Annotated in this window: 14 protein-coding genes; 4 read left to right on the plus strand and 10 right to left on the minus strand. The window is 50.8% G+C overall.

What is annotated here, in order from left to right:
- Window positions 1-4: 4 nt before the first annotated feature.
- Window positions 5-1,063: a 3-isopropylmalate dehydrogenase gene (locus ACT7DV_RS16615; RefSeq protein WP_444664244.1), complete on the minus strand. Its 1,059-nt coding sequence runs from the start codon at window positions 1,061-1,063 to the stop codon at window positions 5-7.
- Window positions 1,064-1,256: 193 nt separating this feature from the next.
- On the opposite strand from ACT7DV_RS16615, the gene ACT7DV_RS16620 reads away from it, so the two are divergent.
- Together ACT7DV_RS16620 and ACT7DV_RS16625 are read left to right on the plus strand one after the other, a co-directional pair.
- Window positions 1,257-2,477 carry a sensor histidine kinase gene (locus ACT7DV_RS16620; protein WP_444664876.1) on the plus strand — a complete coding sequence of 407 codons (1,221 nt, stop codon included), beginning with the start codon at window positions 1,257-1,259 and terminating at the stop codon, window positions 2,475-2,477.
- 6 nt (window positions 2,478-2,483) lie between these two features.
- Complete coding sequence (locus ACT7DV_RS16625) at window positions 2,484-3,176, plus strand: response regulator (protein WP_444664246.1); 693 nt, start codon at window positions 2,484-2,486, stop codon at window positions 3,174-3,176.
- A gap of 97 nt (window positions 3,177-3,273) precedes the next feature.
- On the opposite strand, the gene metG is transcribed toward ACT7DV_RS16625, so the two are convergent.
- The 5 genes from metG to ACT7DV_RS16650 all read right to left on the minus strand — a co-directional run bounded on the left by metG (window position 3,274) and on the right by ACT7DV_RS16650 (window position 13,658).
- On the minus strand, window positions 3,274-4,824 hold the full coding sequence (metG, locus tag ACT7DV_RS16630; protein ID WP_444664247.1) for a methionine--tRNA ligase: 1,551 nt from the start codon (window positions 4,822-4,824) through the stop codon (window positions 3,274-3,276).
- A gap of 57 nt (window positions 4,825-4,881) precedes the next feature.
- On the minus strand, window positions 4,882-5,889 hold the full coding sequence (locus ACT7DV_RS16635) for an NYN domain-containing protein (RefSeq protein ID WP_444664249.1): 1,008 nt from the start codon (window positions 5,887-5,889) through the stop codon (window positions 4,882-4,884).
- 143 nt (window positions 5,890-6,032) lie between these two features.
- Window positions 6,033-7,073, minus strand: coding sequence for an XcbB/CpsF family capsular polysaccharide biosynthesis protein (locus ACT7DV_RS16640; RefSeq protein ID WP_444664251.1), 1,041 nt, complete (start codon window positions 7,071-7,073; stop codon window positions 6,033-6,035).
- Between the two features lie 73 nt (window positions 7,074-7,146).
- Window positions 7,147-11,049, minus strand: coding sequence for a CDP-glycerol glycerophosphotransferase family protein (locus tag ACT7DV_RS16645; RefSeq protein ID WP_444664253.1), 3,903 nt, complete (start codon window positions 11,047-11,049; stop codon window positions 7,147-7,149).
- Window positions 11,050-11,123: 74 nt separating this feature from the next.
- Window positions 11,124-13,658, minus strand: a complete 2,535-nt coding sequence (locus ACT7DV_RS16650; protein ID WP_444664255.1) for a CDP-glycerol glycerophosphotransferase family protein — start codon at window positions 13,656-13,658, stop codon at window positions 11,124-11,126.
- 513 nt (window positions 13,659-14,171) lie between these two features.
- On the opposite strand from ACT7DV_RS16650, the gene ACT7DV_RS16655 reads away from it, so the two are divergent.
- Window positions 14,172-14,978 (plus strand): DUF6270 domain-containing protein, encoded by an 807-nt coding sequence (locus ACT7DV_RS16655; protein ID WP_444664256.1) that lies wholly within the window; start codon window positions 14,172-14,174, stop codon window positions 14,976-14,978.
- Here the strand turns inward: ACT7DV_RS16655 and ACT7DV_RS16660 are convergent.
- Window positions 14,955-15,281 carry a hypothetical protein gene (locus ACT7DV_RS16660; protein ID WP_444664258.1) on the minus strand — a complete coding sequence of 109 codons (327 nt, stop codon included), beginning with the start codon at window positions 15,279-15,281 and terminating at the stop codon, window positions 14,955-14,957. The genes ACT7DV_RS16655 and ACT7DV_RS16660 overlap by 24 nt on opposite strands.
- A gap of 43 nt (window positions 15,282-15,324) precedes the next feature.
- Between ACT7DV_RS16660 and ACT7DV_RS16665 the strand changes: the two genes are divergently transcribed.
- Window positions 15,325-16,212 carry a GT-D fold domain-containing glycosyltransferase gene (locus tag ACT7DV_RS16665; protein WP_444664260.1) on the plus strand — a complete coding sequence of 296 codons (888 nt, stop codon included), beginning with the start codon at window positions 15,325-15,327 and terminating at the stop codon, window positions 16,210-16,212.
- A 361-nt stretch (window positions 16,213-16,573) separates the two neighbouring features.
- Here ACT7DV_RS16665 and ACT7DV_RS16670 read toward each other — a convergent pair whose 3' ends face one another.
- The 3 genes from ACT7DV_RS16670 to ACT7DV_RS16680 all read right to left on the minus strand — a co-directional run bounded on the left by ACT7DV_RS16670 (window position 16,574) and on the right by ACT7DV_RS16680 (window position 23,733).
- Window positions 16,574-17,779 (minus strand): polysaccharide pyruvyl transferase family protein, encoded by a 1,206-nt coding sequence (locus tag ACT7DV_RS16670; RefSeq protein ID WP_444664262.1) that lies wholly within the window; start codon window positions 17,777-17,779, stop codon window positions 16,574-16,576.
- Between the two features lie 1,473 nt (window positions 17,780-19,252).
- The gene (locus ACT7DV_RS16675) at window positions 19,253-21,094 is read right to left on the minus strand and encodes a hypothetical protein (RefSeq protein ID WP_444664264.1); all 1,842 of its coding nucleotides are present in this window, start codon (window positions 21,092-21,094) and stop codon (window positions 19,253-19,255) included.
- Between the two features lie 35 nt (window positions 21,095-21,129).
- The gene (locus ACT7DV_RS16680; protein ID WP_444664266.1) at window positions 21,130-23,733 is read right to left on the minus strand and encodes a polysaccharide pyruvyl transferase family protein; all 2,604 of its coding nucleotides are present in this window, start codon (window positions 23,731-23,733) and stop codon (window positions 21,130-21,132) included.
- Window positions 23,734-23,814: the final 81 nt, after the last annotated feature.

Genomic DNA, 23,814 nt, shown 5'->3' on the forward strand with positions numbered 1-23,814 from the left:
CAGCTTATGCCAGCAAAGCGACAATTGCATCGCCGATTTCACTGGTGGTACGATTATCGGTCAATTCTTGCCGTGAAGTGATCTCTTTTTCGACAGCTTGCTCAACAGCGCGTGCTTCATCTGACATTCCGAGATGATCCAGCATCAACGCTACCGAAAGGATGGCCGCCGTTGGGTCGGCCTTCTGCTGCCCGGCAATATCGGGGGCAGATCCATGTACCGGCTCAAACATCGATGGGTAGGTGCGGTCCATGTTGATGTTGCCGCTCGCTGCCAAGCCGATGCCACCGGTGATGGCTCCAGCCTGGTCGGTCAGGATGTCGCCGAAGAGGTTGTCGGTAACGATGACATCGAAGCGGGATGGATCGGTAGTCAGGAAGATGGTGGCCGCGTCTACGTGCAGGTAATCGTGGGTCACTTCTGGGAACTCGACTGCGACAGCTTCCACAGTGCGCTTCCACAGGTGTCCCGCATGCACCAGGACGTTGTGCTTGTGAACCAATGTCACGTGCTTGCGTTCTCGCTCTGAGGCTCGGCGGAAAGCATCTCGCACCACGCGTTCTACTCCGTAGGCCGTGTTGACCGATACCTCGGTCGCGATTTCATGCGCGGTTCCGGTTCGGACCGAACCGCCGTTGCCGACATATGGGCCTTCGGTACCTTCGCGCACCACAATGAAATCGATGGCCCCGGGGTTGGACAGGGGGCTTTCAATGCCGGGGTAGAGCTTGGACGGACGCAGATTCACGAAATGGTCCAGGGAGAAACGCAACTTCAAAAGCATTTCGCGCTCAATGATCCCTGACGGGATTCGTGTATCCCCTGGCGCCGCTCCCACGGCGCCAAAAAGAATTGCGTCGTGCTGCTTGATAGCCGAGAGAGTCTCCTCCGGCAAGGTTTCGCCAGTTTCCAACCAGTGTTCAGCACCAAGCTTGTAGTAAGTGAGCTTGAGTTCTTGCTTGCCACCATTGGTGACGAACTTCAGTACCTTGACCGCTTCAGTTACAACTTCAGGGCCAATCCCGTCGCCTGGAATGACCGCAATATCAATTTCATTTGCCATGCTTCAACTTTAGCGATCTTAGTCCAACATGTGAGAGTTCATCTCATATGTTGGACTGTTATTTATCGGCCGCTCAAATCTCAATCCCAGGCATGAGGCAAACTTGCTGCTGAAGTCGATATTCTAGAATTACGGGCCGAAGCAAACTCTGCTTCACTAGCCTGCAGCACACACCACTGAATTGAAGGACGCATTGATTTTTGCCAATCCCCACCGTCGAATTGACGGTTGGATCAGAGCGAATCCGCGACGAATAGACTTCATCACCGGTCTGATTTACACCTTGTTTTGTGTCCCCGGAACCATCGGGTTAGCTGGCGCCATGTCCGCCTCGGCCATGCTGTCGATCATGGCTATCGCCACACTGCAGTCAGCTCCTCTGATGGTTCGCAGGCGATATCCATGGGCCGTCACCCTGGTTGTCGCATTTGGGCATCTCCTGCAGCTCGGATTCGACGGCCTCTTGCTGCCTTCGCAGTTTTCTGTTCCCATAATGGTTTACACCATGGCGGTTTATGGGAAACGGTGGCAATCGTTCGGCACGCTCTCACTCGGATTGGCAGGAGCAGTGCTGGCTACGTTCAGCATGTTCAACCCGTTCCGCTATGCGTCGGACCCGACACCATCCATGACGTTCAATATGTTGGTAGCGTTTGTTGGGCTGGCACTCGTGGTCACGGTCTCATGGACCTTCGGCGATTTGGCACGCACACGTCGGCTGGCCATGAAGTCGTTGAAGGAACATGCAGAACGCCTCGAGCAAGAACGCATTATGGAAAGGGCGCTGGCTGCCTCCGATGAGCGCAACCATATTGCCCGCGAGATGCATGACATTGTTGCCCACTCATTGTCCGTGATCATTACTCAGGCAAACGGTGCCCGCTATGCAGCAGCAAATGACCCGCAAATTGCCATTGATACCCTCAAGACTGTTTCTGACACTGGGCGTGCTTCGCTCAAGGAAATGCGCCGTCTTCTCGGAGTCCTCAGGAAGGACGAAGAACTCCAAAACAGGCCGTTACCGGCCATCGGAGATATCCCCAATTTGGTAGAAATCGCCACGAACTCGGGATTGGCTGTACAACTTCAGACCCATGGAACGCCACGCAAGGAGCTGCCCGCTGGCGCAGAGCTGACGGCTTACCGGTGCGTTCAAGAATCGCTGACTAATGTGCTCAAGCACGCTGGTTCCAACGCCGTGGCAGAAGTTCTCCTCAATTGGACCTACCGGGGGCTGGAGCTGCGGGTCAAAGATGACGGGCGCGGAGCAGGCGCAATCAAGCTTGAAGGAGCCGGCCAAGGGCTACTTGGCATGAAAGAACGCGTAGCGTTGTACGAGGGAACATGCACCGCCGGCCCACAACCTTCTGGCGGATTCACCGTCGCAGTTTTCATTCCATACTCCGAGGACTAAATTCACATGGAAAATAACAACGTCATCAAGGTCGCCCTGGTGGATGATCAGCTGCTGGTACGAAGTGGCTTCCGAATGCTGATTAATTCACAAGAGGACATGGATGTGATTGCTGAGGCCGGCAATGGCCGTGAAGCCGTTGCCACTCCCCTGATGAGCCAAGCCGATGTCATCCTCATGGACGTGCGCATGCCGGAAATGGATGGCATCGAAGCAACAGAGCGTTTGCTGGATCCCTCCAAGACTGCAGCCGAAGGGCCTAAAGTCATAGTTCTGACAACTTTTGACATGGACGAATACGCCTTGAGCGCGATTCAAGCTGGCGCCAGTGGTTTCTTGTTGAAAGATGCACCACCCGAGGAACTGCTGGAATCCATTCGCACTGTAAATAAGGGCGATGCGGTCATTGCCCCCTCGACTACTCGCCGCCTCCTGGATCATATGGCTCCCCTGCTGAAGAAAGAGAGCACCCAGGGCAACAAGCAGCTTTCAGAGCTCGTGGAGTCCCTGACGCGACGCGAAAGGGAAGTTTTCGGATTGATAGCGCTGGGAAGATCCAATCCAGAAATTGCAGAGGATTTGTTCCTCTCAGAGGCAACGGTGAAAACCCATGTTGGCCACATCCTGGCGAAGCTGGAAGCAAGGGACCGAGTTCAGGCAGTGGTCATTGCCTACCAAACCGGTGTTGTCAGCCCGTAGGCGCTTAAGCGGACCAACAGCTGGGTACAAATTTGCCTGCCACACTGAGAACTGTGGTTCTCTGCGCGGCAGGCAAATCTGGATTAAGCAGCCTCTGCTACTTTTCTTCCTCGTACCGAGGGAATACTGGCGACGGTGCCGGCAACTCAGTGCCAGGCACTAATGCCGTATCAAAGTATTCGAAGGTCCGTGCTGATCCTTCGCCAATTGCCAGCGAGTTGAGCATGGCGGTCATGGCCTGAGGCAGAACTGGTTGCAGAAGCAGAGCGACCTTGCGGACGATTTCAATGGTCACGTACAACACCGTAGCCATGCGTTCCGGATCAGTCTTCTTCAGCTTCCAAGGTTCTTGTTCCGCAAAGTAAGCGTTTGTATCGCCCAATACATGCCACACAGCTTCGAGCGCCTTGCTAAATTCCTGACGCGAGTAGGCGTCCCGATTAAGCTCAAGAAGTTGTCCAGCGGCATTGAGAATCTGCTGGTCTGCTTCTAGCATTTCACCCGGAGTTGGGACAACCCCGCCGCAATTCTTTGCGACCATCGACAACGATCGCTGAGCAAGGTTGCCGAAGTTATTGGCGAGATCGCCATTAATGCGAGCAACGATGGTCTCATGGTTGTAGCTTCCGTCAGCTCCGAAAGGCACCTCACGCAGGAAGAAGTATCGGACCTGGTCCAAGCCGTAGCGATTCACAAAGTCATCAGGCGAAACAGTATTCCCCAAGGACTTGGACATCTTTACGCCGTTGTTGTGCAGGAATCCATGGATCATGACGCGCTTTGGCAGCGGGAGCTTGGCAGACATCAGGAATGCCGGCCAGTAGATGGCGTGGAAGCGCGAAATGTCTTTGCCGATCACGTGGACGTCTGCTGGCCAATACTTCTGGAAAGACGCGGACTCTACGTCTGGGAAGCCGACGCCAGTGAGGTAGTTAGTCAAGGCATCCACCCAAACGTACATAACGTGCTTTTCGTTGCCCGGCACTGGGATGCCCCAGTCAAAGGTTGTGCGGGAAATCGACAAGTCGGTGAGGCCGCCTTCGACGAATCGCACAACCTCATTGAAACGGGAACGCGGCGCGCCAAATTCAGGATTGTCCTGATAGTACGCAAGCAGCTTGTCCTGGTACTTGGACAGGCGGAAGAAATACGATTCTTCTTCTGTCCAGGTCACTTCGGTATCGGATTCGGTTGCGTAGCGGATACCGTCTTCGCGAACTTCAGTCTGTTCCTCGGTGTAGAACGCTTCATCGCGCACTGAATACCAGCCGGCGTACTTATCAAGGTAAATATCGTCATTGGCTTCCATGCGGCGCCACAACTCTTGGGCGGCTGCATGGTGATCCGCGTCAGTGGTGCGGATGAAACGGTCGTAACTCGTGCCCAGCTCATCATTCATCGCTTGGAATGCATCCGAGTTGCGCTGAGCCAGTTGAGCTGGCGTGATTTCCAGCTTTTCAGCCGTCTGCATCATCTTCTGACCATGCTCGTCGGTGCCCGTCATGAAGAACACGTCATGTCCGTCAAGCCGCTTGAACCGCGCCATGACGTCCGTGGCCACGACTTCATATGCGTGGCCGATGTGCGGAGTGCCGTTCGGGTAGGAAATGGCAGTAGTGATGTAAAAAGGTTTCTGCTGAGAAGTCACGTTACAAATTTACCTTAGCTCGCGCCGATTGGAGTTCTTCAAGTCGTTGCTAGCTCGTCACATGATCTTTGCCAGATACTCCCAGAAGGCACTGCGCAAGGTTCTGCGGATAGTCTGCTGATCAGTTTTCCACTCCCCCAGGACTTGAGCACAGTCCTTGAGCAGCGTCCTATCGATTTCTGGTGGAAGCTGGGGCTTGTCGGCCATGAGCTCGACAACTTCTGATTGCGTGGTGAACGCGAGCCATGACTCTGCAACCTTGGCACCGATTTCTTCAGCCACTTTGAGTTCTTGCTGTTCATAGGCAGCATTGCCTTTGAACCCAGGCCGCTCGCCACCACTGGAATAAACCACTTCAGCGTTTGGCTCGGTCACGGCCATCGCCTTGGCGGATGCCTTTTGGGCCATCACCGCCGGTGTTGGGGCAGACGGCTTAACTGTTATTGGCGCCGGTGCTTCCGCAGGCGCATTGGCAATAATCGATGTTTTCTCCGAGTGGTGCTGGTCCCACTCCAACACCTTGGTAAAGGCGCTATCGAGCAATTGATTAGGAATAGTTTCAATGTAGTCGGCTGTCAGAGCCAAATGCTCTGCAACCGAGGCAACACCAAGCCTGCTGTTAGATTTAGCGACACCCAAAAGAACAACTTTCATGCCAAGGTCTTGGGCCTCTTCTACTGCCTCCGCAAGATCGTCATCACCTGAGACAAGATAAGCAATTGACGCGGAACGGTTCCTGGCAACCCCGACAAGATCTAATGCAAGACGAAGATCAACACCCTTCTGCTCACCGTTGTAAGAAATACGGCCTAAACGCACCTTCACGCCGGGTATCAGACCAATACGCTTGTGCTGCTCCGTAAACAAGCCGTCTTTAGATGCGTCGTACCAGTAAACGCGTAAGTTATTAAGCCCGGTATTCTTCTTGACAGCTTGAACTATGCCCCGAACCAGGGACTCATAGTGAGTCGTGAAAGCCGACCGCAAAGTTGTACCAGCAGCACGATGACCACCTAGTGAAAGTAAGAATCCGGCGTCAATAAATATTGCAGTTTGGTTCATCATAATTCGATCCTACCTACTCCTGAAGGAGCCAAGGCGCTGGAGAATTCCACAAATTGTCCATACAGTCTCGCGGACGACAGATTTGATGTCAGAGAGTCCTTTTATCGAGGGCCTAACCAACCAGCAGTTAACTTCGCGCGACCTTACTTCACAACGGAACGACCGTTCTTCAGGCCAACCCCAGCAAGCATAGTCGTGGCTATGGTGGTCGTGACGTGGAGTGCATTAGGCGCCACATCCGGATGATCCTTAATTTCCGGACTATCCACGTCAATGAAGATCCCGTTGTCAGTCAACGATAAGAACTGATCATGAATATATTTATGTTGAGGAGAACGACGCGAATAAATTACGCATTGAGTACCCTCGTCGGCACCATTAATGTCATTTTGCGCAAGGAGTTGCGTGAATATTTCGTCCTTACGCAGAGGGAACAAATAATTGTTTGTGAAATGAATATCGTTGTGTTTATCCCAGTAGTGAGCATCCGAAAGAATTGGATCGACAGCAACAAATTTCATTCCAAGTGAGACGCCATGATAAAGGGCACCCGTACCGCCCTTTGAAGATCCGAGAAGTACAACGTCTTCTGATTGAACTCCGTTTTGAGTCATCACACTTCTAATCAGAGTTCCGATATTTTTTGTATTTTTTGGGAAAGTCAGAGTATCAAGATAGAAATTTCCGATTACGCCACCAAGATCAGCAATCCTTAGAATATACGTTTCTTTATTGCTAAATTTCGCAATCGAGTTGAAGTTAGTCGTAAAGTATCGGCTGAGGCTCGATGTGAAAAGGTCTGGCGGCATGGATGAGAACAAAACTAGCAGTCGTGGGCGCTCAGGTTTTTGTAACGGTTCTTCTAGCTTGTAAACAGTACCGTCGTCCGTCCTGCGGTAAATACCATCCTTCAATGGATTCCAGAGCACATCGAGTCGGCTTTCGTGCACAAAACTTGTAATAGTTCCGCGTTGCGCGTACGAATAATACCCGTTTTTTGCCAGTGCGACCACGGCCTCACGGAAGACGGCGTTATGCAAAGCTATACGCGAAAAAGTCTGATCCACGTTCATCGCCCGCAGATCCACATGGATAAAGCGCAACGTGGAATCCGCTTGCAGCAGCTGCATCAGGTCACCAAGTTCGGCCGATTCGAGCTTGAGGACATTACCAGATCGTTCCATACACGGTCCTTTCATGAATGATGCGCCTCAGGAATTCTTAGGCGCATCATATGGGGTCAAGTAACAGTAATAGCTACGCGTCGAGACCAACAAATTCTGATAATGCAGAAGTCAATGACTCATCACAATAATTGATTACGTCAAACGTAACGAAATCCTTCGTGGAGTCCAGTACTACTTGGAACCCGTGCGATAGGCCTTGTACAGAATTTTCCACAAGTAGTCCGTAACCTGGCTCGAGTATGCCGCGATTTCCCACTATGTCAGTTGCCAGAACTGGTAGCCCCAGAGTTAGGGCCTCCAGTAGAACCATAGGCTGACCCTCGTGGTCAGATGCCAAGACAAACGCATCTACAGAACGCATAACAGCAAATGGGTTAGAGCGCTGGCCAGCAAGAAGGATCGATGAACCAAGGTTATTCGCAGACACATACGCTTCAAGTTCAACGCGAAGGGGTCCGTCCCCCAACAAGACCAATTTCGCCTCAGGAACAACCTCAAGGTGCTGACGGAAAGCCTTGAAGAGCTTCAAATGCGCTTTTTCCGGTGACATTCTGCCAATGCTCAACCACGCCTCACTCGCTCCATTCAAGAAGGCTTGAATGTCGCTGTCCAGGGGCTTGTCCGCCTCTTCATGGAGATGTTCAAAATTAATCAAATTATTAATTGGCCGGAATTTGGAGGCAGGGATGTCAAAGATATGCCCTAGTTCTTCTCTATTGATGTCGTTAGTCGCCGCAGAGACAGACAGCAATTTGTCATACCACTTATTAATCTTCATGGTGCCCGCGAGCTCGGGGTATTTCGTGGTCCATTCTGCATAGATACGATTGTGCATGAATGCGATCTTTTTCTTGGTTCGCGTGGCAGAACCTAGCAATGCCGACCAGAATGGCGCATAACCATCGAATTCGATTACAGCATCAAACTTCGCTTGGCCGAAAATCCGCTCAAATTCTCTTGCGAAAGCACCTTGGTAAATCTGTTCTTGCTCCTGCGATCCCCAGCCGTTCCATGCATTGAACTTGTCGATTACCCATCGTTCTTCAAGCGACACCAAATGCGCTCCAACTCGGGCAATCTTTTGGACATGCTCAGGCAACATCGCAAATTTTTCCATGCGAAGTGGTTCCTTGCTGAAAGGTGCCGGGTCGAAAAGGAACACTACACGATACTTAGACGGATCAATTGCGTTAAGCATATTGATAAAAGCCGACGTGATCCCGTTCGGGAGGAGGCTCTGATGGAACAGCAAAACCTTCTTTTCATCTTCTCGGAGAGTTTCGATGTAAGCCGTATCGTCTCCAAAAAATGCGTTGACTGCACGCTTGGCCGACGAACCATTTTCCTGAGCCGAAAAAATCGCTATGGCATTCGAATATGAAGCGTCATTGGCAACGTCTTGCGACAATGAGGAAATGATGCACTCTACAAGCTCCGTGGGTGACTGAGTGACAGTTCCAGGCAGCTCGTCAAAGTCAAAATACAACCCACGTTCAGCTTTGTACTCATCGAGATCTGGAACGTGGTAGATGATGGGCTTTTTCATAGGCAAGAAGTCAAAGAAGATACTGGAGTAGTCAGTAATCAAGACATCAGAGATCGCCAATACCGCCTCCGAGGCAATGTTTTCAGGAACTGTGATCGCGGGCAGGTCCGTCTTACCGATTATTGCCTCGGTCATGTGGTGAGCTCTGAATAGTAGGATCGTTCCGTCGATGTCACCCATAACGCCCAAATCACGAATGAGTGATTCAGTGTCAAAATGCTTGGTATTGAGCGATCCACGCCACGTGGGCGCATAGAAAATGACCTTCTTGCCTTCTGGAATACCCAGTTCAGTCCTCAAAGCGCCTTTTTCGGAAGGCGTCGGAGACAACATCTGATCAATGCGCGGCGTACCAGTGCGGAGGATACGTCCAGAATACAATCCAGAAATATCGTACCGATCAATCAATACGTTTCGGGTGTGATCGTTAGGTGCTATCAGGTCGGTTGCCTGAAGAAAATTGCGGCTTACGTTCGCATGTTCCATGAACCCCGTGCCAATGTCCTTGCCCAGGGTCTTTAGCGGGGTGCCATGCCACGTATTGAGATAGCGCTGACCTTCTCGCCTAACAAAGTAGTAAGGGAAAGTGACGTTGTTGATCAAATAACCAGCCGAAGCGAGCAATTTTAGATAAAGGCGGCTACCTCGCGGCACAAGAATAACATTCGGGTTCTGTCGCACGTCCTCCGGTACTTTAGTTTCCGAAGTAACTACCCAATAATGCCTCGTCGATGAATATTCTTGCCTTTGAGCCATTTCACGATATAGCGCCAATGGGTTACAAGAGATTTTCCCACCGAAGTAGCTTTCGTACAGAACGGCTTGACTATCCAGTTTAGTAGATTCTTGTAACGAGACGTACTCCATGATGTCGCGCTGCCATTTGGCTTTAAGATACTGTTCGGCCGCGATTCCGTCAGCACGAACAAAAACGCGTGTCTGCAAGAATGAAGAGAGAGCTAGGTCAGTCAAATCCAAACGGTATGCAGCTAGGGCTTTGTGGAAGAACCAGGTCCCATTTTGTTCAGGATCCCTACGGCAAGCTTCAGTCAAATACCGAAGTGCGAATTCGTAGTGGCCAGCTTTTAGCATTGTGATGCCACGGTCGTGAAGAACTTTGAAATCGTTTCGCTCGATCAACCGCAAAAGGTGCGCTTCAAATAGCTCTGCGTCATAGGCACCGAGCTCTTTGTTTTCCAAGGTCATGACATGCTCAACTAGGTTCGTCTGCCCTGGCAGACTCTTCAAGAACGCTTGTAACGCTCCTTCAATATCATTCTCGGACCATAGGACAAATGCCAACCGGAAGCTCCAGTACGGCTGGTCCTTGCCCAGGAATCGAATTGCAGCGTCGTATGCCAGAGCAGCATCGGCGTAGCGTTTCTGACGCTCTAGAGTGAGTCCCATTCGGTAATGTCGTGCTGGCTTGTCGGGATCTTCTTCCAGCGCTTCGCGCAACCACCTAGAAGCTTCCGCCCATGCATTGTTACGGTCAGCAGCTAGACCGGTGTTATACAAAAGCGAAGCCTGATCAGTGGAATCACGCGCAGCATCTTTATAGAACCTATAAGCATCCGGCCAATGACCCTTGCTTTGATAATATTGCGCTACAACCGACATAGGGTCTTCCCCAGGTTTCAGGCCACGGATTATTTCCAATCCATCGGCTTCGAGGTCAGCCCGCCCGCTTTCCCTACCCGACCGAACCAATCCACAGGCATTAGCCAAACTCTTTGAACCGGCTGCAATAGCCTTTGTGTGGGCTTCAGCGCTTTCAGCATATCTGCTGAGGGAGGCGAGTTCCGTCCCGAGGCGTTCGAGCCAGCTCGCATTCGCGGGTTCGAGCTCGAGGCCATACTGGAGAGCTTCAATTTTCTGCCACGACGGACCATTTTTTAGAGAATTAGACACGTAAGCAGTGGAGATCGATTTGTTTGCAGAACCCATGTGAATTGCATTGGCAAGCACTTCTCTAGCGTCGGCATGTCGTTTCGAACTTGAATACGCTCGAGCGAGTCGCGTGAGCGCGTCAATATTTCCTGGCTGAAGTGCAACGGCATACTCATAAGCATCGGCCGCGTCAGAGTGGCGTTTGGTTTGTTCGTAAAGAGCCCCCAGACGAATATTCCACGAATAGTTATCGGGAACGAGCGATAGCGCTTTTTTCGTCCACAACAAGGACTCAGGAAGCATCTTCAGCTGAAAATAAGCGTTACCGACGAGATAATTGACTCGGCCATCGACACTACCGACAATCTTTGCAGCCTTTTTGAACTCATCAAGTGCCTCAGCCCATCGGCCAGCCTTGCCAAGTAACTGTCCACGTTTGATTGTCGCCTCTGCGAACAGATCTTTGATAACCATCATTCTCCTAACAACGTCAAAACTTAAAATGCCCAAACTTCGGCCAATCTGATCAAATTCCACGCCGTAAGTTTCAAACTTGCTGTATGACAATTACCGTCATGGTGTGGAATTTCCACGCTCTGTAATTATCCGATTTACCGCAGCAGAATCTGCTCAAATTCAGCAACGGCTCGCTTGTTGTAACTAACGACGTCAAAGTCGACAACTTCCCCATCGGATTCAATTTGAGTCATCATCCCGGCTGCCAGATCATCAACGGTAGGCGCAACAATTCTGCCTACGTCCTTTGGCAAAGCACCCTTGACCGAACCGAAGGAAGTGGTTATCACAGGAACCCCCAAAACGAGAGCCTCTAATAACACCATCGGTTGACCTTCATAGTCACTAGACAGTACGAAAGCATCAGACAGGGACATGAGCTGGTAGGGGTTTTTTATGTGCCCAACTAATTTGACCGACTCTGTAAGCCCGAGACTAACAATCTCTTGCCTGATTAGTTTCTTCAACGGTCCATCGCCCGCAATAACAAGTCTGGTGGCTGGAAACCGCTTATGCACCCGGGCAAAAGCGCGAACGAGCCTGATGTGATTCTTTTCTGGTGACAACCGGCCAGCAGAAAAGAATGTGAAGAAGGGTACACCTAAATCAACCGGTGTAGCAATTTCCTTTAGCGCGGGGCGTCCAGGATCTATTAGTCTCTGAACTAAATCGCCCATCATCATGCTCCGATGATGTCGATCCAGTTCATGACTTGTTGACGCCGAGCTGTCATTCAAGACCGCCATTTGGCGGATCTTCTCTTCGTTCACTGTGTTTGATGCCCACGAAAAATTTGAACGCGGCGCCCATTTGGCTAGGGATAACCTATTTATCTCATTTAGCCCTTGCGAAACAGAGACTAAATTATCAAATTTACGATAAATTGAAAATGTTGAATAGAGTCCATCCTTGAGGGGGGTATCCCCCTCCACCGAACGCAAGGCATCTGCAGCCAAATCATTATGTAGCCAAATAGACTTTTTTGATTCCGGCCCATGCAAGAAAAGCATTCCCCAAAAGGCCGTGTAGCCACTGAAATCTATCATGTGATCAAACTTTGCGTTCCCGAAACAGCGCCGCCATTCGGTTTCCCAGAGTTTCTTTTGACTTGGAAGTTTGGCAATAAGTGAATCATTACCGTATTTTAAAACCCGTAGACGCAATACATTATCCAAGTATCCGCTTGTAAACGTTCCGAACCTGAACAGAACTCGAGCGTTAGGGTTGATTTGAGCATAGATATGCTGCTTGGCACTCTGTGCATTGAATGGACACAATACAGTAACGTCGAACCGCGAATAGTCGATGTTATCTAACAAATTCAAAGCCGACGTGGTTATGCCATTTGGTATCAAACCACCAGCGTATAAAAGAATCTTCTGCTTATCGTTGCCCGATAGTCGTATCGTCCGCGCTTCACCGCGCCCAAAGACGGCGTTCGTCACGCGTTCTGTGCTGCGACCATCATCGTAGGGTACGTATTTTTGCCGACTTTGTTCATAAGCATCAGTAATTCGCGAATCATTCTTCTCTGCTGCTAGGTCTAGATTAATTGCCTCCACCAGGCCGGCCGCAGAATTCGTCACACGCCCAGGCAAGTCCCCTGGATCAACGTACAGATCCCTATACCGTCGGTAATCATCAATATCAGGAATGTAGAAAACTACTGGACGACCAGTACTCAAAAAGTCGTAGAATATACTCGAATAGTCGGTGACTAAGAGGGAAGTAGCACCTAATGCGACATTTGTAGGAATACTATTCGGGATTAAGTAGTCCTTGAGATCCGCGTCTTCGCTGACTGCGGCGGATACCACCTGGTGGGCCTTGAGAAGGACCTGGTATTTCGTGCTATCAATACCTTCCTCGATGTTAGCGATCAGGCCCTTTAGACTTGCGGCATCGTTGTGAGGACTAAAATACGATTCGCCCTTCCACGTAGGTGCATAGAGAATGATTTTCCGGTCGTCAACCCGAACACCATTCTTGTCCATCAACGTTCGAAATTCCAGCTCTGGCTGAGCATTCGCCTGCTGACGGTCTGTTCGTGGATTTCCTTCTTCTAGTATTTGCCCTTCATAAATGCCTTGGAGCTTGAACGCCTTCGAATACATCGTATCTGTCATCGCGGGAGAAGACGATAAAAGATAGTCGGCAGCGAGGAAATTACGGACTATATTTTTTGCATCTTCAGGTCTTCCCGCAATGTCAAATCCCATTTTTTTCAAAGGAACACCGTGCCAAGTATTGAGATATACCTGCCCATCTCGTTTGACAAAAGGTGCTGGGAAGCTAACGTTGTTAACTAGATACTTTGATATTGAAAGTTTACGATGATACTCAATGGAACCATACTTGACAAACGAAACATTTGAGTAGGATTCGAAGTCCCTCGTAATAGACTCATAGCGATGAATGTCGTTTAGAACCCATGTAAATTTGAAGTCGCTGTATTCTGGTCGTTCTAGCATGTAACGAAAAATTGCCTCAGGATGGCAAAGCATGCCGTTGCCAGAATAAGACTCAAACAGTACCGATTTTTCCATAATCGGAAGATTTCGCCAATAGGACTGAGCTTCACGTTTGGCTAAGTTCTTAATTCGACGCGAAATTCGCTTCACTTTTGTCATATCCGGCAATTGTTTGTTCCCCTGCTCATGTCTTACAGGTCCATTACTGTGCGACTAGCCCGAGACACGCAACCCCGTAAGTACCATTGGCGATCTCAAACCCACCACCGAAGACGGTGGTTCACCCTACAAGTATAAACAAGGTTAGTCACATTGTTGTACATCCTGCGTTTACCTCCATTTAAGGAACTTGGTCAACACCCCGTGTCAAATCTCCTGCGTTCTTGTTGCCTGGCGTATCTTTTTGTCGCGCAGACGGCACCCGCACGTGTGCAATATTCAAAGTCAAACCTGACGACGCAGCTGCTGGCTCTTCGTCTCCTTTTAGGCTGATACCCGTCCGAACAGTGTGAATATGATCTGGGCGCTGTCGTCATTTGAACCGTCGAGGCCCCGCCTATCAGAGTTGAGCGAGACCAGTCCCTCATAACATCCCAAGTTTTCATGGTTGAAGTGGACCGCCCCCCCGGTAACAATAATTTTTCAACAAGTGTTGAAAGTTACAATGGTCGAATGACTCAAATCTCAGACGATGCGGCACTACCAATCAATGTGGCAGTTATTGGCAGCTGCGTAACTAGGGACGTATTCAATCGGCGGTTCTGTCCGAACTATAAGATGTTCTTTAAATGCGGTTCGAGCCTGATCCAGGGGTCGCTGATCTCTTTCGTTTCTGACCCATTTACTGTTCCTGAAGCTGATCTAGTCCAGCTCAAGGACAGTATCGTAACGGACATCAGGTCGGAGATGACCCGTGAAGTAAATACTTACATCGCCACCAAAAAGCCGGAATACGTTATTTTCGATTTCTTCGGAGATATACGATTCGGTGCAGCTCAACTAAAGGATGCAACTTTCGTCACCCGCAATCAGTGGAAACTCACTAAAACTGATTTCTACAAAGAAAACCTTCTTCGTGAATTCCTCCCACAGTCGGAACAATACTTTGATATGTGGGCTGAAGCAGTAGCTGAAGCGGTGAATTATATTCGCAGAGTATCGCCATACACCAAGTTGGTTCTTCACGACGTTGAGTTCGTTACGAAGTACCGCGAGAAAAACGGACAAGTTAAAGAAATGGGTAATGCCTCTGCGCTACGAGCTATGAATGTGTGGTGGCGGAAGCTCAACACCTACTTTTCAGAAAACTATGCTGATGAAGTCATTTGCGTTCGGAATGACGACACAATGAGTTTCGTGGGGCACCCCTGGGGTGTTTACGGGGTGCACTACGAACTCGACTACCATGCGGATTTCTTGAATAATCTTACGCGCATGGCACTTACGCATGCTCGTTCAAGTCAGCGTGCCATGGTTTAGATGCCAGGCCGCTACGTATCCGCTGCCTTTGAGACAATGCACTATGAGGTTCTCGGCGATCGTCGTCGCCGCTTCATCCGTGTAGTAGGTAGCATCCGCTTTGACCGATGGCAGCGGGCAGTCGTTGGCCGGGTTAAAGTCGCCCGCGGAAGACGAATTCCCAACTCGTAGATCACCTGGTTTGCCACGTAGGTCAATAAACTGGCCGGAAAAATGATTCTCAAGCAGCCGGTAAGCTTCTTCAACGACTAGGCAATGATGCTTTCGGATGTGCTCCACTGCCTCGATGAAACGACGCCACATGTAAGATGGCGCCTAGTGTTAATAACCTGGACTGGAGAATATTTTGGAAATTGAGCAACTCGTAACTAGCTTGCTGACCCTCGTGAAGAATCAAAACAAGATCTTAGAGAACCAAGGTAAGCAACTCGCCGAACAGGGGCGGATGCTTGAAGTTCTAGGCAAAGCAAGCCTTCGAGAGGTCCTGTCCGATGTCGATGAGACTATTCAGAATAGACAGTTTTCCATGATGGAGACCATGGAGGAACTTCATAAGGGGAAATCAGTAGCTCGTTGGGGTGACGGCGAGATTCGCCTAATGCTGCAGCCGGAATTTGAGCTTTCGTTCCAGAAACCAAATCCGGAACTAGCGTTCGAACTCAAACGGATACTTCTTTCCTACGATGCCGTTTACGATCACACCCTGCTAGCCTTCCCGACCATTTTCGTAAGCCGATTGTGGATGGGCATTTGGGCTGAAGTGTGGCACGCTTTGCAACCAATTTTGACACAGTCAAAGTCCACGTGGGCCAACACGCATATAACCAGACCTCTATTTTTTCAGAAGCATGGACAAGATGCGGTAGACGCTTGGCGTTCGCTTTGGGACGGTAAGAACGTTTGCGTCGTCGCCGGCAAGAACTCGCGTTTTGCTTTGCTTCCTGAACTGTTCGATAATGTGGCAGACATCAAGTTGGTCGAGTCGCTACCCCGAAACGCCTTCTCAGAATTTTCGGAACTGAAGCAACGTGTACTGGATACTCCGAAGGCCGATATATATCTGACAGCACTTGGCCCGACAGGCACGACATTGTCTGCCTTTTTGAGTTCCCCAGATGGCGGAAACAAACACACCATTGATGTTGGTCATCTTGCTTCAAGCTACGCGGCCGCGTTTACCGGTGGAGAGTTTCCAGAGAATGTGCCGTTGATAAAACCCGATTCAAAGAAATAGTCGTTACGGTGACGTTTGATGTACACTTCGAGTTCGTCTGGCTCGGGAGTCGAATTAGTATTCAGTCTCATCGTTAAACACTTTCGGGCCTGAGTCCAACCTATTGGGCGGACTCAGGCCCGATTTCTATTCGTTGCCCCAAATGCTGTGCCTCTGCCAAGCGGAATATGGATTGATGAACCGGATTGGTCAGACTGAACTGATCCGAAACTTGAACAATCTAACGTAATCATGCGTGGACTTACTAGAGCAACGATCCTTACAAAATTGATCGCGTATTTCCATCCACGTTTCATATCTCACGCTCACTTCACCGATATCCGATTCGGCGCGCTTCCGTTTTACCGGCATGCAAGAGATCTTATTTAGCCTCGGTCAGTCCGGCGGCAAGAAGAGCCGCCTCTAATGGATCCAAGTCAACTATGAGATCCGGTAACGTGGCAGACTCCGCCAATTTGTGCCAAGAGACATCGTTCAGATCCTTTTGAACCACAGACTTTTTGCAAACCTGTCGCCGTTCCAAAGTGGTAAAGAAATCGTCAAACTTGAAGTTGCTGGAGTGCAATTTGTGGTCGGAGACTTGAAGCCAGATCCAAGGGATTCCATAAGCCTGAGCCACGATTATTCCATGCAATGAAGAAGAGATACACACGGAAGACGAAGCGATCTGCTCCACCACGAGACGCGCATCATCGCCTACATTGATGAAATTGATGTTTTCCTCCGCCGTGTCTAAGTATTTGGCGTGCTCCCAATGAAGAACTACCGAAATCGACTTCGAATCCGATGGATCTCTCCGTGGGACCGGGAAATACTTCGGCAAGAGGAGCGCAGGATCGCCGAATACAGAAGGGACAGTCCATCCAAGTTTCGCCTCCAACTCCAATTGTGTGTATCGACCACGCACTGCTAAAACGTCTATATCTTTGCGACGCCTAAGATTCATAATTTGCCTGTCGGACAACGGGGCAAGCAATCCGCTCCCCCATACCGTTACGTTATCCCGATCTATGGAGGTCGTAATTGATCCAACCGAGAATAGCGTATTTCCAGCGCGGAGTCGTTGACGAGCATTCAATGGCTTCACGCCAAGAATCTCAGAAACCAGCAGTGGGCCTACTGAGTCTCCAAAGTTGGCCAGTCCGTCCCACCAGTAAATCGGTAAAGCAGGTGCGCCGCCCCGAACATCTTCTCGTCTAAATGAGAGATACTCTGTGGTCTCTTTTTGAATTTCTTCAATAATATCTATAACGTTTTCAATTAGAGTTTCAATTTTTCCGTCGCTAAGCGAGCCTGGTATGAGCAACCTTTCACCGTCTTCTTGACGAAGCTGATACTTTGTCAAGAACGCATTACGGATGAGTCTACGCGTCGCGATGGTTCGACCGACTAGACTAGCAACGAATGAGTTTTCAACCAATTCAATATCAAGTGCAACTTGACCCATTAAAACTGGGAACTCAATTACGCATTTATCGTTTCTGTAAACGAAAATCTTATCGCAACTTTGCGAGAGATAGATGTTTGCGTTTAACAGATCAGCTAACTTAGAAATATTTAATTCCATTATGAATCAACTCTAATCGTAGAACTTATATCGGCCTATTGTATGATACAGCATGCGTTGAAACCTCCGCGTGCCATATAGTTTGACTTAGCGACCGGTTATCGTCTCACTTTCGATTTAACGCATGTGCTGTCTCAAGATGCTCCATGATTCAATCGCGCTCTAAAGATCTAGCTCAGATACCCATTGAGCACAAAACGCATGTATCATCTGGCCAGCTCCCCGACATGTAGTTCGCGCCCTGAACATCGAGGTCCATCCGTTCAACTTCACAACTCATCGATTCCAAAGAGGCCATCTCCTCCGAAACGGAACTTTGACTTGTTTGGATTCCAACTAGAAGGACTACACGGCCCGTCATGCTGTAAGCTCGAGCGGCTCCGTTTATTGCAATGTCCCGCTCGTTTAGATTGAACAGGTATCGAATAAAATTCCTAATCGCCGGTAACTCTCATACCGAATATTTTGGAATCCACCAATCAGCTGCGAACTATTAACAAATCGCTACGCGGAATAACTTGCTATAACAAGGTGATCCATGAGCGACCGTATCAGGCGTTGGCAAACTTACGTCTACGCTAAACGTCAGTTCTGACATTCCGAAATGGCTAGATTGCGCCATGCCCGAATTCCTAGTTCAAAATTTAGGGCAAGTTTATATCGAACTTGGACTCCCGTTTCATCAATATTTACAAGGCAGTACACAGTCTTTGTTCGAGTTGGTTGACCAACTTGTTAGAGCGTATTTCAGCTAAGTCGAAACTCTCGACATGCCAAACTCGCGGATCATAATTAAGGGCATAAATCTGCCTACTCTTTGCTATGACCGATACAAGGCCATTAAATACATCACGGGAATCGTAAAAGAACGATTCACCGATAGTACCGACGACTTGTCAAAACGGCAGTCTGTCGTCCAAGACCCCAAGAATTCGTATGCGTCAGGCACTCTTCGCACCGAACTTGCGCTTAAGTTCAATTCAAAACTTCTAAATACTTGTGATGAACTTAGTTATGCATACTTCGATATCAATTCTTATCTGATGAACTCTGAATCTGGGATGATATCTCCAAAATTCGTTCCAACTGCATTCGATCATCACATTATTGATGGGTTAGAAGTGCGCGATCTATGGCGAAAATTACTGCAGGTCGCCGTTGGACAGTACTGGTGCTAACACTTTATATCGGATGAAATTAGACGATTCATTCCGTTGAAGACAAGTGGTCGACAAGTGCTCAACGACGTTCCCCTGGAAAACGTACTCTGGATAACCATCTCCAATTAGTTCGGTCGCAAGCCAAGCAGAGTCTACGCGCTGTGCTTCACAACGGTGATTAGCGCTAGGTATTCTAGTACACGAGTACTTGTATTTCAGCCGATCCAGAAAATTTTTGACTCAATCTGCATGAATTGATGAATGATGCGGATAGAATCTCTAGATCCTCCGGATCGGCTGATTGGCAGCCCTACTATTTGGACAGCTTGGATGCCTCGTCGAGATTAAGCTTGTCGGTCCAGTACGAGTCCGAAGTCAGCTGATCGTAGCCGTCGCGCCATAGCCGGATGTTCTCCTCGTAAGCCGAACGCAAGCGCATGGTGTTTCGTACCAACCGCAGCGATTCGCGCCAGAACTTCTTCTGGTTGCGACGGACAACGTAGGCCGAGGACTGGTCACCGTTGAGGTAGGTGATTTCCTTAGCTCCATACACTTTGCGGTAGTCATCACGGAATGGCGAGGAGAGCGTCAAGTTTGAATTGGCTTCCTTGCCCAGGGGAAGCAAGTGCCCGTTCAAGGTTGCCAGCATGAGCGCACGTGAATAGCGGGGCTTCTCCCCATGCAATTCGTCCGGACGTTCCTGGACCGGCTTCCATGCTTCATCTTTAGTCAGCGCCTTCAGATCGGCACGCCGCCTCGACATGTCTGCGTGCTTGTCGAAGAACTTCGGTCCTCGAAGCACGTCTTCGAATGCCAGGTTGATGGCAGCAAGCGTGTCGTAGTGGAAACGCATGACATTGCGAATGTAGAAGCTGGCCACCATTTGCTGCAGTTCAACCCAGGAGCGCCGCTTCTCGGGAAGCGACAGGTGATGCACCAGGTGGCTGCGGAAGTCCAAGTACCACGTCATCGGCGAAGCCTTGTCGGTGAAGTTTTCCTGAACCGAAGCAACGCCTGGCAGTGAAACGATGTCGAAGTCATTGACCAGCGAGAAACTCACGTCATCGCCTCGCACGAAGAACGGGAACGGCAGGTGCTGAACCTGGTCAACAGGGAATGCGAAGAACCACCAGCCGGCGTAGAGATCTTCTGGTGCGGGAGCAGTTGTCTCGTATTCCATGTTGAACACTGCATCGCGGTTGCGGAGGTCCAGGCCGTGGTACCGAGGCTTGCAACCAAGCTCGAATTCTGCGCCATTCTCCCAAATCTGCCACCGATGCGAAGCGTTGATCATCGATCCTGCAACCGCGGTGCGCGGATCCTTCGCAAAGGCCAGCAGCCACCAAGTGCGTGACAGCGCTTCCATCTGGATAGACGCATCATCATCCATGAACAGGCAGTGGGTTGCCCCGATTTCCCGGGCTCGCAGCAAACCACGGGTGAAGCCGCCGGCTCCGCCGAGGTTTTCGTTGGCGATGATCTCAACGCCGTCACCGTCTTCTACCTTCAGGGAATTCCCGTTATCAACCACGGTCATGCTGATGTGCTCTTTGAGCTCCGAACCGGCACGGAATTCACGGAATCGTGAGACTGTGCTCTCAACTTCGGCTTCGCGGCGGAAAGTGGTGACCGAGAGCATCAACTCTGGAGTCCGCACTGGCTTTGCCGTGGTAGCCCACGCGAAATCTTCCAGTTCGCCGTCCTGCAAGGCCATCAGGTCGAAGAACAGCAAGGATTCATCGGAAGTCGATTCATCAACGACTACTGGATGGCTGTATAGGCCATCCATGGTGATAACTTCGCTGACAATCTTGTGCCATGATTTGTGACGGTCTGCCTGGAAGACATTCAGCTGGTAGCGCCCGGTGCCCTTGAGCTGGAGCTCCAATGGGAGATCGCCGCAGATTCTTTTCCACTTACCGTAGTTGAATACGTTGTAGTAGGTGCTCGTGGAGAGCAGTCCGCCCGGTGCGAACTCTGCCACGCCTCTGCTCAATGAAATGCCGACGGGACCATAGACATGAAAGTGCGCTTCTTGTTCCGTGGAAATCCCTGCTTGCAACCAGATACCTGGCTGCACGGGATAAGCGGTGCTTGACTCGGTCATGTCTGGTCCTTCAATCTGTTCCTGCGCAATTGCTGTTGGCGTCGTCATACTCTTGTTGCGTTCCTTACCGGTTTATCTAAGTTCTATGCGTGTCGCTTGAGAATGCTGTCTGATTCGACTCGCTTTGAGCGAGGAACCAGGACGTTCTTGTCGAAATTGCCGACGGCTACGAACGCGATGAAGACTTCATTCTCTGGAATATCGACGATGTTGCGGATCTTCTGTTCCTTTTCGACACCCATAGCGGTGTTCAGCAGGCACGATCCAAGCTCCATCTGGGTCAGGCCCAGAAGCAGGGACATCATGAACAGTCCGCCGTCAACGAATGGCTGATTCCGTTCTGGAGCAAAAAGGAATGCGTCCAGATCTGCCGTCACCAACAGCAAGCGCGGTGGAGCATTGAATCCGTAGAATCCACCCTGGACGTCCAGGAGCTGCTTGATGGTCTCCGGATCGTCGAACTGGTGCACGCGGGCACCCTGGCGGCTGCACACCGATGGGGATTGCATGGCAATCTGCACTGCCGCCGAAATGGCTGTATCGTCCACTGGAGTGTCTGTGAATTCGCGAACGCTTCGGCGCCCGTACATGACGTCCATGAATGCGCGGTCGTCGTTAGGGGTTTCCACGGGGTCTTCGCGGTGGTTCGCCGCAGGGAACGCGCCGCCCTCCCCTACACGGCCATTGGCAATGACTTCCAGCGCCTCGTCCGAGAACAGCTTGCGGAAGTGCGAGACATCCGTATTGGTCTCTTCGTTGCGGGCGAAGTACGCCTTCATGACCGAGGCAGAGCTCTGCACAATGGTGTCGTCGGTCCCGAGACCGCGAGTCAGCCAAGCATTCATTTCCTTGGCAAGGCCTGGAATTGCGATGCGGCCGAACCCTGGGCGGAAGTTGCTGTGGGTCAGGCCCTTTTCAATGGCGTGCGCATGGAAGAACATCCGGGCGCGGATTCCGGTCACCGAATCTGCCGAGCGGCCGCGGCTAAAGGAACGGACTTGCGATTCAAAGTCGTGCAGCGCCAGTCGGCGTGCCTGCTTCGAGAAGCCCTCTACGATTTCGTCATCAGACTTCACAACCGGAGCAGGGGCTGCAGGTGCCTTCGGCTTCACTTCAGTAATGGAGATCTCGTGGACCTGGGCGCCGGCCTTCGGGCCGGTGAAGTGCAGCGCACCAAGCATGACTTGGCTGAGGCCGGCTTCTGCGACGGAGAATTCGAATTCATCGGTGCGAAGGTTGCCCGAGCTCTCAGCGACACTTGCCTTGCCGATGACCTTGAAGGCCCCGGACTCAGGATTCCTCAGGTGGACGTTGATGGTCTTGGTCTTGGTAGTCGGTGCCCACTGGATCTTGAGTCGTTTTCTCGTGCCCGGAGTCAGTGGTTCCGGCAGGTCCGTCCACACGTGCTTCCCGCGCAAGTCCTTGTCCTTGCCGACGCTCAGCGACACGCCCCCGTTTCCCTTGGCAATCGACCAGATGTCGCTATTGGCCGAGAAGTCCAGATCCAGCGTGTGGCTTTGCGAGGGGATACTCTCCGCGGCGGCGACTGCCTTGCCGTTGTCAATAGCTGCAGATGACTTCACTGAGGGGTCAAGCGCCGATTCAAGCCATTTCAGCGAGTACTTTCGTCCGTTCTTGATGTACTTGCGCGCTTTGGCGAAGTTGATTGAACGGGTGACGTTCTTGTTCTCGTTGATGGTCTCAACCGTGTCGCTCTCGTAGACCCGACGGGTGTCGCCGAACCCCAGAGATGAAAGCAAGTTCTTGAAACGGTCTGCGCCACGCTTGTTGTTGTAGATAGACGAGAACGGCTTCTCGAAGATCACGGAGAATGCAGTTCCGTGGAAGCTATCGGTCACGACGTAGCTGGCGTCCTGGTAGCCGCGCAGGAAATTCTCCGGTGCATCGCTGGCAATGAGTTCTGCGCGGGGTTCGTCGGCCCAGATTTCCTGCGCTGCCTTGCGGCCTTCATCCGGATTGCAGATCACCAGGATCTTATCCAGTCCGACCTTGTCGGCGATGGCCATCGCCGTGGACTTCTTGTCCGGTGTCGGGTCGAGGAAGAAGACTGCCAAATATTCGCCCTCGGGAGAGATTGATGCCTTAGCTGCCAGTTCCTTGTAGTGGTCCTGGTCCAGCAGGAATACTGGATCAACTACAAGGTCCGCCTTGGTGCCAAAGATGTCGCGAGCCGTGTCTACCGCGTAGTTTTCGCGGACGGAGATGGCTTTGAACTTCTGGAGGTTCTGCGAGTGCTTGGCGATGAAGCTCGGCTTGAATTTCTCGGTTCCGCGGTTTCCAAAAGAGGTGCCGTACGCAACGCGATTGCGATCAGGCGCAACGAAGTCAAGGAAAAGATCATCGTTCACTCGTCCGATGAGCGGGTTCCACAACTGATCGCTTCCAACAACAAACGTGTCAGCCAGTTCGTTGAGCGTGTTGAGCTCCGAGTAATGCAACTGCTTGGTGTACTCGTATCCGGTTCGGCGCGCAAAATCCATGGAGAGGATAGCGTCAGGCCATTGAACTCGGTACCCGTTGTAGCCCACAGGCTCATGAACCATGAGTACCGAGCGGCCTAGGTTTTCGATGGCACGGTTCAAACCGTAATAAGTCAGAATCGATCCGTAATTTTTGCCGTACCACCATCCGAGGACAGCCACATCATACTTTTTCTTCGGATCCACCAAGGGGAATTTCCTCATTCCTTGTCTTACGCATCATGCATGAACTAGTGCGTAACCGCCTTGCGGCTCCGCGGGCTCGCC

It is taken from the genome of Glutamicibacter sp. TV12E (genome assembly GCF_052441935.1).
Classification (GTDB): Bacteria; Actinomycetota; Actinomycetes; order Actinomycetales; family Micrococcaceae; genus Glutamicibacter.